At 56.3% G+C, this 12,548-nt stretch carries 13 protein-coding genes; 6 read left to right on the top strand and 7 right to left on the bottom strand.

Going from position 1 to position 12,548, the window contains the following annotated elements:
- The first annotated feature begins 16 nt into the window (after positions 1-16).
- From EPG66_RS06615 to tatE, 6 genes are all read left to right on the top strand, one after another.
- Entirely contained in the window at positions 17-985 is a 969-nt protein-coding gene (locus EPG66_RS06615) for a substrate-binding domain-containing protein (RefSeq protein ID WP_182686279.1), read from the top strand.
- Positions 985-1,773: a deaminated glutathione amidase gene (locus EPG66_RS06610; RefSeq protein ID WP_069025935.1), complete on the top strand. Its 789-nt coding sequence runs from the start codon at positions 985-987 to the stop codon at positions 1,771-1,773. Before EPG66_RS06615 ends, EPG66_RS06610 begins: the two co-directional genes overlap by 1 nt.
- Positions 1,774-1,795: 22 nt before the next feature.
- Positions 1,796-2,683 carry an ABC transporter substrate-binding protein gene (locus EPG66_RS06605; protein ID WP_182686277.1) on the top strand — a complete coding sequence of 296 codons (888 nt, stop codon included), beginning with the start codon at positions 1,796-1,798 and terminating at the stop codon, positions 2,681-2,683.
- On the top strand, positions 2,680-3,624 hold the full coding sequence (locus tag EPG66_RS06600) for an amino acid ABC transporter permease (protein ID WP_182686274.1): 945 nt from the start codon (positions 2,680-2,682) through the stop codon (positions 3,622-3,624). Before EPG66_RS06605 ends, EPG66_RS06600 begins: the two co-directional genes overlap by 4 nt.
- On the top strand, positions 3,621-4,391 hold the full coding sequence (locus EPG66_RS06595) for an amino acid ABC transporter ATP-binding protein (protein ID WP_064704642.1): 771 nt from the start codon (positions 3,621-3,623) through the stop codon (positions 4,389-4,391). Before EPG66_RS06600 ends, EPG66_RS06595 begins: the two co-directional genes overlap by 4 nt.
- 92 nt (positions 4,392-4,483) lie before the next feature.
- Positions 4,484-4,687 carry a twin-arginine translocase subunit TatE gene (tatE, locus tag EPG66_RS06590; protein ID WP_010671272.1) on the top strand — a complete coding sequence of 68 codons (204 nt, stop codon included), beginning with the start codon at positions 4,484-4,486 and terminating at the stop codon, positions 4,685-4,687.
- Positions 4,688-4,800: 113 nt separating this feature from the next.
- On the opposite strand, the gene lipA is transcribed toward tatE, so the two are convergent.
- From lipA to mrdA, 7 genes are all read right to left on the bottom strand, one after another.
- Positions 4,801-5,766, bottom strand: coding sequence for a lipoyl synthase (lipA, locus tag EPG66_RS06585; RefSeq protein WP_010258979.1), 966 nt, complete (start codon positions 5,764-5,766; stop codon positions 4,801-4,803).
- Between the two features lie 169 nt (positions 5,767-5,935).
- Positions 5,936-6,595 (bottom strand): lipoyl(octanoyl) transferase LipB, encoded by a 660-nt coding sequence (gene lipB / locus EPG66_RS06580; protein WP_029519432.1) that lies wholly within the window; start codon positions 6,593-6,595, stop codon positions 5,936-5,938.
- Positions 6,596-6,675: 80 nt separating this feature from the next.
- A complete protein-coding gene (ybeD, locus tag EPG66_RS06575; protein WP_003854030.1) occupies positions 6,676-6,939 on the bottom strand; it encodes a DUF493 family protein YbeD in 264 nt (87 codons plus the stop codon).
- 100 nt (positions 6,940-7,039) lie between these two features.
- Positions 7,040-8,251, bottom strand: coding sequence for a D-alanyl-D-alanine carboxypeptidase DacA (dacA, locus tag EPG66_RS06570; RefSeq protein ID WP_010258977.1), 1,212 nt, complete (start codon positions 8,249-8,251; stop codon positions 7,040-7,042).
- A gap of 131 nt (positions 8,252-8,382) precedes the next feature.
- Entirely contained in the window at positions 8,383-9,480 is a 1,098-nt protein-coding gene (gene rlpA, locus EPG66_RS06565) for an endolytic peptidoglycan transglycosylase RlpA (RefSeq protein WP_069025939.1), read from the bottom strand.
- Between the two features lie 10 nt (positions 9,481-9,490).
- Entirely contained in the window at positions 9,491-10,603 is a 1,113-nt protein-coding gene (gene mrdB / locus EPG66_RS06560; RefSeq protein ID WP_031592234.1) for a peptidoglycan glycosyltransferase MrdB, read from the bottom strand.
- 8 nt (positions 10,604-10,611) lie between these two features.
- The gene (gene mrdA, locus EPG66_RS06555) at positions 10,612-12,516 is read right to left on the bottom strand and encodes a peptidoglycan DD-transpeptidase MrdA (RefSeq protein WP_031592233.1); all 1,905 of its coding nucleotides are present in this window, start codon (positions 12,514-12,516) and stop codon (positions 10,612-10,614) included.
- Positions 12,517-12,548: the final 32 nt, after the last annotated feature.

The following is a 12,548-nucleotide window of genomic DNA, read 5'->3' as shown; positions in this document are numbered from 1 at the left end:
CGTAAACGGAGAGATCATGGCAAGGCTACTCATCAGACTGGCGGTACGCGACTGGGACTACTTCACCCCGCTGGCGCTGGGCGATATCAGACCAGAAGGTTTTGAACTGCAGATCGACCGCGTCGGCACGCTGGTGAATGATCTGGCGACCAGCCCCGACTATGACGCGGGCGAAGTCTCTTTCAGCCGCTATGCTCAGGGCCGGGCCAGAGGAGACGAAACACTGCTTGGCCTGCCGCACTTCCTGATGCGCGGCTTCCGCCAGCGCTGCATTATCACCACCAGCAACAGCTCCATCACCACGCCTGCGCAGCTGAAAGATAAGAGAATCGGCGTCACCGGCTGGCAGGATTCGGGCAATACCTGGACACGCACGGTGCTGCGTGAAGCGGGCGTCGAAATCGATGATGTGTTCTGGTATGCCGGTCGTCTTACGGCCGATCATCCGATTGTCGATCGGCTGGCGGGATTTGGCCGTCCGGGCCGCATTGAACCGGCGCCCGACGAGCGACCGCTGATAGAGATGCTGCAGGCGGGTGAGCTGGATGCCATCTTCACGCCATTTATGCCGGAGGGCTTTTTCCTGCCGGGTTCGGGATTACGGCAGTTGCAGACCGATTTTTATCAGGCGGAACGGGACTACTTTAATCGTGTCGGCTATGTGCCGGGCATCCACATTCTGGCGTTGAAACCGGCACTGGCGGCGGAGCATCCGTGGCTGCCAGCGGCGTTAAGTGAGGTCATCGATCGCTCTTACCGGCTGTGGATGCAGAAAAGAGAGAAATATGCCGACACCACGCCGTGGCTGCTGGACGATTTGCGACGCACTGCGCAGGAATTGCCCGCTGAGTGGAATCAGAATGGTTTTAGCGTTAACAGAAAGATGATTGCGGACTTTGGCCGTGAGCTCTATGAGCAAGGGCTGACTCACCAGGTACTGACGCCGGAAGCAATGTTTCCGGCCGCTGCGGGAGACGAGAAATGATGAAAGTGGCACTGGGACAATTTGCGGTGAACCGCGAATGGCAGGAGAACGCCAGTATCTGTCTGGACTTAATGCAGCGGGCGGCAGAAGGTGGCGCCGATCTGCTGGTACTGCCGGAAGGGGTGCTGGCACGTGATATAGCCGACCCCGATTTAGTGCTGAAGGCGGCGCAACCGCTGGATGGCCCTTTTCTGAGCCAGCTGCTGGCCGCCAGCAAGCACACTGCGCTGACCACCATGATGAGCATTCACGTTCCCACCGGCGAGCAAAAAGCGCTCAATGTGCTGGTAGCGATCCGCAACGGTGAGATCATCGCCGCCTATGAAAAGCTGCATCTGTACGATGCCTTTGCGATGCAGGAGTCGCAGCGGGTCAATCCCGGCCACGTCATTCCGCCGCTGATTGAGGTCGCGGGTATGAAAGTCGGATTAATGACCTGCTATGACGTGCGCTTCCCGGAGCTGGCGCGTCGGCTGGTGCTGGATGGTGCAGAGGTGCTGGTGCTGCCTGCCGCCTGGGTTAAAGGTCCGCTGAAAGAGATGCACTGGGAACTGCTGACCCGCGCCCGTGCGCTGGAGAACACTTGCTATATGGTGGCGGTGGGGGAGTGTGGCCCGCGCAATATCGGCAACAGTCTGGTGGTCGATCCGCTGGGCGTAGCGGTGGCGAATGCGGCGGAATCGCCGGCGCTGCTGTTTGCCGATCTCGATCCTGAGCGCGTCGCCTATGCCCGCCGGGTGCTGCCGGTGCTGGAAAACCGGCGCTTTGCCCGTCCCGAACTCAACTGATCCGCTGAACCAGGAATCCATTATGACGAAGAGAGCAACCGCCTTAATCGTGGCGCTGGGGCTGACTGCAGCGCTGGCGCAGGCTGCCGACGCTATTCCGGTGCAAAAAGTTGACCTGGCCCTGCATGACAGGCTGCCGGATGAGATCAAAAAATCGGGCAAAATGATTTCAGTGAATAACGGCTCATTTCCGCCCTATGAAATTGTGAATGGCCCGCACTCAATGGAGGGCGCGTCGGCCGAATTAACGACTGCGCTGGCGCAACTGCTGGGTGTGAAGATCGAGCATGCAACGGTGAGTGGTTTATCGGGCGTACTCACCGGCATCAATGCGGGTCGTTATCAGCTGGCGATTGGGCCGATTGGTGATTATCCGGACCGTCAGCAGAAAGTGGATTTCATCGATTTTGTACAGGAGTTTGTGGTGTTTGGCGTACAAAAGGGCAATCCGGCCAGAATCAATCAGCTGGACGACACCTGCGGCAAGCGCATCGCCGTCATGGCCGCAGGCTCTGCGGAACAGGTTATCCGTAAGCAGTCAGCCCGGTGTGTGGCGGACGGGAAACCGGCCGTGACAGTGCAGGCCTTTACCGATCAGCCTTCTTCAATTCTGGCGGTACGTTCTAAACGCTCCGATGCGTTCTTCTCATCACAGGCGCCGCTGACTTACTTTGTTAATCAGGCGAAGGGGCAACTTGAGCTGGCGGGCAAAGGCCAGAAAAACGGCTTTGGCGATATTTTCCAGGGCACGGTGGTGCCGAAAGGCTCGCCGCTGGGTCAGGTGGTGCTGGATGCCTACAAAGAGCTGTATCAGAACGGGACGTATGCGGCCATCATGAAAAAGTGGCAGCTTGAGGGCAACATGACCACCGCACCCGGACTGAATCTGGCGAAAGAGGCCAGCAAATGAGCCCGCCGCGCCATCTGCACAGCGGTGACAGAGGCGAGGCACAGCTGCGCGACGTGGCGTTCGCTCGCAGCGCGCCCACTTACGGACGCTGGATCAGCTGGATTTTAGTGCTGGTGATCGGCACCAATCTGTTGTGGCTGGTGGCGACCAACCCTAACTTTGAATGGCAGGTGGTGCTCAGGTGGTTTACTGAAGGATCCGTGCTCAAAGGGTTGCAGGTCACTCTGGGGCTGACAGTGGTGTCGATGGTGCTCGGCATGCTGCTCGGTCTGCTGCTGGGCGTCTGGCGGCTCTCTGAGAACCGGTTGCTGCGCGGCGTTGCCGGACTCTATATCTGGTTCTTTCGTGGCACGCCGCTGCTGGTACAGCTGATCTTCTGGTACAACCTTTCTACGCTGTTTCCGGCGCTGTCGCTGACGCTGCCGTGGACCGATATCACGCTGGCCAGCTGGAATACCAACGATCTGATTACGCCGCTGACAGCCGCTATTGCCGGGCTGGCGCTGAATGAAGCGGCCTATATGGCGGAAATTATTCGCGCCGGTCTGCTGTCGGTGGATAACGGTCAGGTAGAGACCACGCAGGCCTTTGGTATGAGTCGTTCACGGGCGCTGCGACGCATTATTATTCCGCAGGCGATGCGATCGATTATTCCGCCTACCGGCAACCAGCTGATCAGCATGATCAAGGCGACGTCGCTGGTCAGCGTGATCGCAATGGGCGATCTGCTCTATTCGGTGCAGGCGATCTACAACCGTACCTTCGAGATCATCCCGATGCTGATGGTGGCGGTGATCTGGTATCTGCTGATCACCTCGATCCTCAATCTGGGCCAGTCCGCCATCGAGCGTTACTACGCGCGTGGCACTCGCCGGGTGGCCAGCGCCCCCAGACGCGCCGCCGTCGCGGCTAACGCGCAACCCCAGCAGGAGGAACAATGAGTCAGCATGAACCCCTGGTCTGCGCCCGCAACGTGCAGAAGAATTACGGCGACAATCAGGTTCTGAAAGGGATCGATCTGGATGTCTGGCCTGGTGAAGTAGTAGTGATCCTCGGGCCATCCGGTTCCGGTAAATCCACGTTTCTGCGCTGCATCAATCACCTTGAAGAGATGAACGCCGGATCGATTCGGGTCGGTGATGAGCAGATCGGTTACGTACTTAAAGGGCATGTGCTGCACCGGTTGTCGCCACGCCAGATTGCCCGTCAGCGCCAGAAAATTGGTATGGTGTTTCAGCAGTTCAATCTCTACCCCCATATGACCGTGCTGCAGAACATCATTGAAGCGCCCATCGGCGTGCATAAATTCCCGCGTCAGGAGGCGATGGCTCATGCCCGATCGCTGCTGGCGACGGTGGGGTTAAGCGATAAAGCGGACGCCTGGCCACGTCACCTGTCGGGCGGACAGCAACAGCGTGTGGCGATTGCGCGGGCGCTGGCGATTAAACCGCAGCTGATGCTGTTTGATGAGCCGACCTCCGCGCTCGATCCGGAACTGGTGGGCGAAGTGCTGGCGACCATGCGTACCCTGGCCGACCAGGGATTAACGATGATCGTGGTGACTCATGAGATTAGCTTTGCGCGGGAAGCCGCCGATCGCGTGGTCTTTATGGATGGGGGTGTGGTGGTTGAGCAGGGCACGCCTGAAGAGGTGATCGCGAATCCACAGCATCCGCGCACCCAGGCGTTCCTGAGTCGTTTCATCTGAGATCTTACTCTGTTACAGATTCCAGTTGTCGCCACAGGCAAACTGCGCGTAAATATCAGTCACCGTGATTCGATAAAGTTTAAAGGTTAAATATGGAAGGTATCAGTATTGCCAAGCTGCTGATTATCGGTGCGCTTATCGTACTGCTTTTTGGTACCAACAAGTTGCGCTCACTGGGTGGCGATCTGGGCTCCGCAATCAAGGGCTTTAAAAAAGCCATGAAAGATGAAGATACCAGTGCAACCCGAACTGCGGCTGAAGACGTGCCGGCAGAACGCGTCGTTCATAAAGATTAATCGGTTATTTGCTGCAAATAACTGTTACTTTTTATTTCAGGCACAGATAAAAAAACCAGACTGTCTCCAGTCTGGTTTTTTGTTTTTTCCGGCGTCCGACCGCAGAGGCGTGATTATTTCACTTCTTCGCCTTTGGCCTGCATATCCGCGTGATAGGAAGAGCGGACAAACGGACCGCACGCGGCATGGGTAAAGCCCATCGCCATCGCTTCTTCTTTCATCTCATCGAACTCAGCCGGGCTGACGTAACGCTGAACCGGCAGGTGGTGGCGGCTCGGCTGCAGATACTGGCCCAGCGTCAGCATGGTGACACCATGGCGACGCAGATCGCGCATCACTTCAACGATTTCGGCATTGGTTTCGCCCAGGCCCACCATCAGACCCGATTTTGTCGGGATGTGAGGATGCGCCTCTTTGAAACGTTCAAGCAGCTTCAGTGACCACTCATAGTTCGCGCCCGGACGCACCTGGCGGTAGACGCGCGGTACGTTTTCCAGATTGTGGTTAAACACATCTGGTGGCGTCGCGGTGAGAATCTCCAGCGCGCGATCCATACGGCCACGGAAGTCCGGCACCAGCGTTTCGATTTTGATCGTCGGATTTTTTTCGCGAATCGCGCTGATGCAGTCGGCAAAGTGCTGTGCGCCACCATCACGCAAATCATCGCGGTCAACCGAGGTGATCACCACGTAGCGCAGGCCCATATCGGCAATCGTCTGCGCCAGTTTAGCGGGTTCGTTAGCATCAGGCGCATTGGGGCGGCCATGTGCCACATCGCAGAACGGACAACGACGGGTACAGATTGCGCCAAGGATCATAAAGGTGGCGGTGCCGTGGTTGAAGCATTCGGCAAGGTTAGGGCAGGATGCCTCTTCACAGACTGAGTGCAGCCCGTTTTTGCGCATCGCGGCTTTAATGCCCTGAATACGACTGGAGTCAGCTGGCAGCTTGATTTTCATCCATTCCGGCTTACGCAACATCTCCTGCCGTTCAACAGCCACGGTTTTCACCGGGATCAGCGCCATTTTGTCTGCGTCACGATATTTGACGCCGCGTTCCATCTGAATTGGTTTACTCATAAATCAGCAGGTTCCGGTCGGATTGCGATTTGAAAGCGTTCCCACTCAAACCGGGAAGGCTGCTTTCAACTTTATTTGAAAAAAGTGCAAAAATTATATCATCACATCGCCTGCGAAGCAGCCACAGTCAGCGCGGATAAGTTACATATTTGTAAATTCGCATTCTGCGTTAAGGTTTAACAGGGAGATCCCCTGAAATCCATTCAACATTTTCATAACCTGACAGCCGCGCAAACGCGCTGACCAGCGGAGAGTGTACCTGCTCCGTCGTCACCTCTGGCTGGAAATTCTTCAACTGGGTCATGCTCATGCCGGCGTAACCACAGGGATTGATACGCAGGAAGGGCGACAAATCCATGGCAACATTCAGCGCCAGACCGTGAAACGAGCAGCCTTTACGGATGCGTAATCCCAGTGAACAGATTTTTTCTTCCCCAACGTAGACGCCGGGTGCATCAGCACGGGCGCGGGCGCTGACGCCAAATTCTGCCAGGGTGGCGATAACCGTCTCTTCCAGAATGGTCACCAGCTGGCGTACGCCGAGCTTACGGCGTTTCACATCGATCAGGACGTACATCACCTGCTGTCCCGGCCCGTGATAGGTGACCTGACCCCCACGGTCACTCTGCACCACCGGGATCTCGCCTGGCATCAGTAGATGCTCTGCTTTGCCCGCCTGACCCTGAGTAAAGACCGGAGGATGTTCAACCAGCCAGATTTCATCACGACTCTGGTCGTTGCGCTGGTCGGTATAGTGATGCATGGCGTCGGAGACAGATTGCCAGTCGCGCAGACCTGACTGGCGGACAAGAAGAGTTTCAACTGACAAAACGATAGCCCGCTAAAGGAAATAACGCTGAGGATAACGTCGGCAAACCGTCAGGCAGAGGCGCCTTGCCGACCCGTAAATTACAGTACCATCCGCACAATTTCGATGTTGCCCAGCTCTTCGTACAGGCGTTCTACCTGCTCGATGTGGGTGGCGGTGATAGTGATGTTTACGGAGTGATAGTTGCCTTTGCTGCTCGGCTTAACTTCTGGGCTGTAGTCGCCTGGCGCATGGCGTTGCACCACTTCAACCACTTGATCAACCAGCTCCGGTTGTGCCAGACCCATTACCTTGTAGGTAAACGGGGTAGGAAATTCGAGCAGCTCATTCAGTTTGGTTTTCATATTAACTCCGGTGCATAAAAAACAGGCTCCCGCCTGAGCGGGAGCAACATAATATCGTGTAATGGGGGCGAAGGGGTGATTTTTCAATCACCCGCCACGCTTAACCGAACCAGTGATGGAACATCAGCTTGATGTAATCAACGATACGGCCAAAGAAACCTCCTTCAGAGATCTCGTTCAGCACTACCAGCGGACGCTGTTCGATAGTCTTGCCATCCAGCTGGAAGTTGATGCTGCCGACTACCTGATTTTTCTTCAGTGGTGCATGCAGTTCTGTGTTGGTCAGCACATAGCTGGCTTTCAGATCTTTCATACGGCCACGTGGGATGGTCAGGTAAGCATCTTTTTCCACGCCCAGCTGCACACGGTCGTTATCGCCGAACCAGACTGGCTCAGAGGCGAACTCTTTGCCCGCTTTCAGTGGTGCAACGGTTTCAAAGAAACGGAAACCCCAGGTGAGCAGTTTCTTACTCTCAGTTTCACGGCCTTTGTAGGTATGACCGCCCATGACAGCAGAAATCAGGCGCATCTGGCCTTCAGTCGCAGACGCCACCAGGTTGTAACCGGCAGAGTTGGTGTGACCGGTTTTGATGCCGTCCACATTCAGGTTGGTATCCCACAGCAGACCGTTACGGTTCATCTGACGGATATTATTGAAGGTGAACTCTTTCTCTTTATAGACAGCATACTCTTCCGGCACGTCACGGATCAGCGCCTGACCGATCAACGCCATATCGCGCGCGGAGCTGTACTGACCTTCCGCGTCCAGACCATGAACAGTCTGGAAGTGGGTATTCTGCAGACCAATCGCTTTAACATAGTTGTTCATCAGGTTAACGAACGCATCCTGGCTGCCAGCGACATAGTCAGCCATCGCAACACAGGCGTCGTTACCGGACTGCAGCACAATCCCACGGGTCAGCTGAGAAACCGGCACGCGGTCGCCTGGCTTCAGGAACATCAGCGAGGAACCTTTGAACACCGGGTTGCCGGTCGCCCAGGCATCCGGGCCGACGGTGACCATATCGTCCTGATGAATTTTACCCGCTTTAACGGCCTGACCAATGACATAGCTGGTCATCATCTTGGTCAGACTGGCAGGATCGCGACGTGCATCGGCATTTTTCTCTGCCAGCACTTTGCCTGAGTTGTAGTCGATAAGGACGTACGCTTCGGCATCAATGTCCGGTACGCCCGGAATCATGGTCTTGAGATTGACGTCATCAGCAATAGCAGCATGGCTGAGAGAGAAAGCGATCAGTGATCCCACTGTCAGGCGTTTCAGCAAACGAGATGATTTCAGCGTGTTCATGTGTAGGACTACAACATCCGTGAGTTTGAGGTTGAAAATGTCACTCATCATACCCAATGCCAGATTAACTGACACCGGGCGTGATGATTGGGTTGTTAGCAGACATAACGTGCAGCTGTCTGACAAACGGTTCAGCGACGCGTGTTAGTAATAAATGAGGCGGCCTGGCCTTCACTGCTCAGGCGCTGTTGCAGCGCAGCCGCTTCGGCGCGGGAGGTGTAGCCGCCGAGCTGAACGCGATACACATTGTTGCCCGCGTCTTCTACCTTACCGGGCACGCCATAACGCTGGCTCAGGCTTTTCATCATCTGCTGGGCACGCGCCGGGTCATTCAGCGCACCGACCTGCACCACATATCCATCGGCACCACCACTGCTGGCTGCAGGTGCGGCGCTGGCTGCTGCGGGAGCAGCATTGCTGACTGCCGGTGCGGAACTGGCGGGTGCGGCGGCTGGCGGTTCGTTACCTTCCAGTACGCCGGTCGCTAATGGCTGGGGTGCACCAAGAAAGCCGCTGCTCTGCACTGGCGCACCCATGTTGTCACCGCTTTGCAGCGTGCTGTTGCTGATGGCCTCAACATTTTGCGCAGGCGGCTCTGAGGGTGCTGAGCTGCCGCCGTTCATCACCGCGCCGCCACTCAGGTCCGGCCGGGCTGGCAGAGAGTAGCTCTGTTTTGCCACGACGGTCCCAATGGTGCCGGGGCCAGAGAGCGTGCCGTCTGGGGCGACCTTGATGTAATCAACCCGCACGCGCGAATTATTGGAGATATTCAGGCGGTCACCGGCAGCCCGCGACAGGTCGATAATGCGTCCTGGCGTGTAAGGGCCGCGATCGTTAACGCGCACCACAATCTGACGGCCATTCGCGATATTGGTCACGCGCACATAGCTCGGCAGCGGCAGAGTAGGGTGGGCCGCGGTCAGCGCATCAGGATCGTAGGCTTCGCCGGTGGCGGTGCGGTTGCCCTGCGCCTCTTCGCCGTACCAGGTGGCGAGGCCGACTTCACTGTAGTTCGACGGATCTTTGATGACGCGATAATTTTTGCCGTTCACGCTGTAATCCTGGCTGGTGCCTGGATTGATCGGCTCATAACGTGGCTCAACGCCTGGAATCTCAACCACCGGTCCATTGTAAGCCGGTTGCGGCGGCGCCGTATTTTGGGGTTCCGGCGTGGTACAGGCCGCCAGAACCAGTGATGCCAGTGCAACGCCAAGCCATTCCTTACGCATCTGCAGCCTCTTAGACACTTTTAGATAACATTTTTCGGTGAGTGTGGATCGACATCACAATGCCAAATCCCGCCATAAGCACGATAAGCGCGGAGCCACCATAACTGACCAGCGGCAGCGGCACGCCAACTACCGGTAAGATACCACTAACCATGCCAATGTTAACGAAAACATAAACGAATAAAATCAGCATTAAACCGCCCGCCATTACCCGGCCAAAGGTGGTCTGCGCCCGGGCTGCCACAACCAATCCCCGCATGATTAGCAGCAGATAAAGGGTCAGCAGCAGCAGCACGCCAACCAGGCCTAACTCTTCGGCCAGAACCGCAAAGATAAAGTCGGTATGACGTTCCGGCAAAAACTCCAGCTGAGACTGGGTGCCCTGCAGCCAGCCTTTACCGCGCAGGCCTCCCGAGCCAATAGCAATTTTCGACTGGATAATGTGATAGCCCGCACCCAGCGGGTCCGTTTCCGGGTCGAGCAGCATCATCACGCGGTCACGCTGATAATCGTGCATCAGGAAAAACCACAAAATCGGGATAAAGGCGGCGACCAGCAACACGGCTACGCCAATCAGTTTCCAGCTCATACCCGAGAGGAACAGCACAAACAAGCCGGAGGCAGCAATCAGAATCGAGGTGCCGAGATCGGGCTGTGCCGCCACCAGCAGGGTGGGCAGGAAGATCAGAATCAGCGCAATGCCGGTATTTTTCAGCGTTGGCGGACAGACATCGCGGTTGATAAAGCGCGCCACCATCAAAGGCACCGCTATCTTGGCAATCTCAGAGGGCTGAAAACGCACAAAGCCGAGATCGAGCCAGCGTTGAGCGCCTTTACTGATCTGCCCGAAGGCATCCACCGCCACCAGCAGAATGACGCAGACAATATAGAGATAGGGTGCCCAGCCTTCATAGACGCGCGGCGGTACCTGCGCCAGCACAATCATGATGACCAGCCCCATCGCGATCTGACCGAGTTTACGCTCCATCATGCCGGGATCCTGACCACTGGCGCTCCAGATCACCACAGCGCTATAGGTCAGCAGGCCGAGAATGATCAGCATAAACAGCGGATCGATGTGGATGCGCATCCAGATCGAACGTTTCTGCGGACTATCTTGCATCGACATGTTTATTCACCTTCATAACCGGGCGGCACAGGAGCGGCGTCCGGCAGGACTGTATTGTTATCACCCAACATAATGTGATCCAGAATCTGGCGCATGACGGTGCCGACAGCCGGACCGGCGCCACCGTTTTCCAGGATAATGGTCACGGCGACCCGAGGTTTGTCATAAGGGGCAAACGCGGTCATTAATTTATGGTCGCGTAACCGTTCAGCAATTTTATGGGCGTTATAGGTTTCGTTCTCTTTCAGGCCAAAGACCTGTGCCGTACCGGACTTGGCGGCGATTTTATAGGGCGCATCGGCGAAGCTCTTGTGCGCGGTGCCGTTGGGCCGGTTCGCCACGCCATACATGCCATCTTTGGCAATTTCCCAGTAGCCGGAATGGATATCACCAATCGGGGCTTCAGGCGGCTGGCGATACGGCACCAGAGTACGGCCTTCGCGGGTGGCGCGCAGCATATGCGGCACCTTGACGACGCCGTCGTTGATCAGAATCATCATCGCTTTGTTCATCTGCAACGGCGTGGCGGTCCAGTAACCCTGTCCGATCCCCACCGGAATGGTATCGCCCTGATACCATGGCTTTTTAAAGCGTCTCTGTTTCCAGTCGCGGGTCGGCATGTTACCGGCGCTCTCCTGCGGTAAATCGATGCCGGTACGGCTGCCGTAACCAAATTTATTCATCCACTCCGACAGACGGTCGATGCCCATGTCATAGGCAACCTGATAGAAGAAGGTATCGGCAGACTCTTCCAGCGCTTTGGTAACGTTCAGACGTCCGTGGCCCCATTTTTTCCAGTCGCGGAAGCGTTTTTCTGAACCGGGAAGCTGCCACCAGCCGGGATCAAACAGGCTGGTATTACGGTTAATTACGCCAGCACTCAGGGCAGAGACCGCCACATAAGGTTTAACCGTTGAAGCCGGTGGATAGGCGGCCTGAATCGCACGGTTATAGAGCGGGCGGTTTTCATCTTCCAGCAGGCCGCGGTAATCCTTACTGGAAATACCATCGACAAACAGGTTGGCGTCATAGCTGGGCGTTGAGACCATGGCGAGAATTTCGCCGGTGCGCGGGTCGCTGACCACGACGGCCGCGCGACTGCCCGCCAGCAGGGTCTCGACATATTGCTGCAGTTTGAGATCGATAGTCAGATAGATATCACGGCCTGCCTGAGGGGACTCCTCATGCAGCTGGCGAATGACCCGGCCACGGTTGTTGACCTCAACCTCTTCAAAGCCGGTTTTGCCGTGCAGCAAATCTTCGTAATAGGCTTCAATGCCCAGCTTGCCGATGTCGTGCGTCGCGGCGTAGTTAGGCCATATGCCCTCTTTGTCGAGGCGTGCAACGTCACGATCGTTGATTTTTGAGACGTAGCCGACCACATGCGTCAGTGTGGCACCGTAAGGGTAGTAGCGTCGCTGGTAACCTTTAACTTCCACGCCGGGGAAGCGGTACTGATTGACCGCAAAGCGCGCCACCTGCACGTCATTCAGACCGGTTTTAACCGGGATAGAGGTGAACCGACGCGAGCGTTTACGCTCTTTCTGGAAGTTTTCGAGGTCTTCGTCAGTCAGCTCAAGAATGGGGCGTAAGTTTTCCAGGGTCTGTTGCAGATTATCAACTTTTTCCGGGACCAGTTCTGCCTGATAGATGGTGCGGTTCAGGGCCAGCGGCGTGCCGGTACGATCGTAAATTATGCCGCGGCTGGGGGCCACAGGCACCAGTTTGATACGGTTCTGGTTGGAGCGGGTGCTGTAATCATCAAAGCGAAGGATCTGCAGGTGGTAAAGGTTAACCACCAGTACTGAAGAGAGCAGTAAGATACCGACGAAGGCGATAAAGGCCCGACGGACAAAGAGTTTCTGTTCGGCGCTGTAATCGCGAAAGGCGTTGCTTTGTAATTTCATCCGCTACTTGTCATGTCTGATGTGGGCTGATC

Origin of the sequence: Pantoea pleuroti (assembly GCF_014156615.1) — a bacterium.
Classification (GTDB): Bacteria; Pseudomonadota; Gammaproteobacteria; order Enterobacterales; family Enterobacteriaceae; genus Pantoea; species Pantoea agglomerans.
Note: the sequence above shows the minus strand (reverse complement) of the source record. Positions and strands in the feature narration are given on the sequence as shown.

What these genes read in the sequence shown, in the direction of transcription:
- tatE (WP_010671272.1), top strand. Translation starts at nt 4,484, where the DNA reads ATGGAAGGTATCAGTATTGCCAAGCTGCTGATTATCGGTGCGCTTATC.
- lipA (WP_010258979.1), bottom strand. Translation starts at nt 5,766, where the DNA reads ATGAGTAAACCAATTCAGATGGAACGCGGCGTCAAATATCGTGACGCA.
- mrdB (WP_031592234.1), bottom strand. Translation starts at nt 10,603, where the DNA reads ATGCAAGATAGTCCGCAGAAACGTTCGATCTGGATGCGCATCCACATC.
- dacA (WP_010258977.1), bottom strand. Translation starts at nt 8,251, where the DNA reads ATGAACACGCTGAAATCATCTCGTTTGCTGAAACGCCTGACAGTGGGA.
- mrdA (WP_031592233.1), bottom strand. Translation starts at nt 12,516, where the DNA reads ATGAAATTACAAAGCAACGCCTTTCGCGATTACAGCGCCGAACAGAAA.
- EPG66_RS06600 (WP_182686274.1), top strand. Translation starts at nt 2,680, where the DNA reads ATGAGCCCGCCGCGCCATCTGCACAGCGGTGACAGAGGCGAGGCACAG.
- EPG66_RS06605 (WP_182686277.1), top strand. Translation starts at nt 1,796, where the DNA reads ATGACGAAGAGAGCAACCGCCTTAATCGTGGCGCTGGGGCTGACTGCA.
- rlpA (WP_069025939.1), bottom strand. Translation starts at nt 9,480, where the DNA reads ATGCGTAAGGAATGGCTTGGCGTTGCACTGGCATCACTGGTTCTGGCG.
- EPG66_RS06610 (WP_069025935.1), top strand. Translation starts at nt 985, where the DNA reads ATGAAAGTGGCACTGGGACAATTTGCGGTGAACCGCGAATGGCAGGAG.
- EPG66_RS06595 (WP_064704642.1), top strand. Translation starts at nt 3,621, where the DNA reads ATGAGTCAGCATGAACCCCTGGTCTGCGCCCGCAACGTGCAGAAGAAT.
- ybeD (WP_003854030.1), bottom strand. Translation starts at nt 6,939, where the DNA reads ATGAAAACCAAACTGAATGAGCTGCTCGAATTTCCTACCCCGTTTACC.
- EPG66_RS06615 (WP_182686279.1), top strand. Translation starts at nt 17, where the DNA reads ATGGCAAGGCTACTCATCAGACTGGCGGTACGCGACTGGGACTACTTC.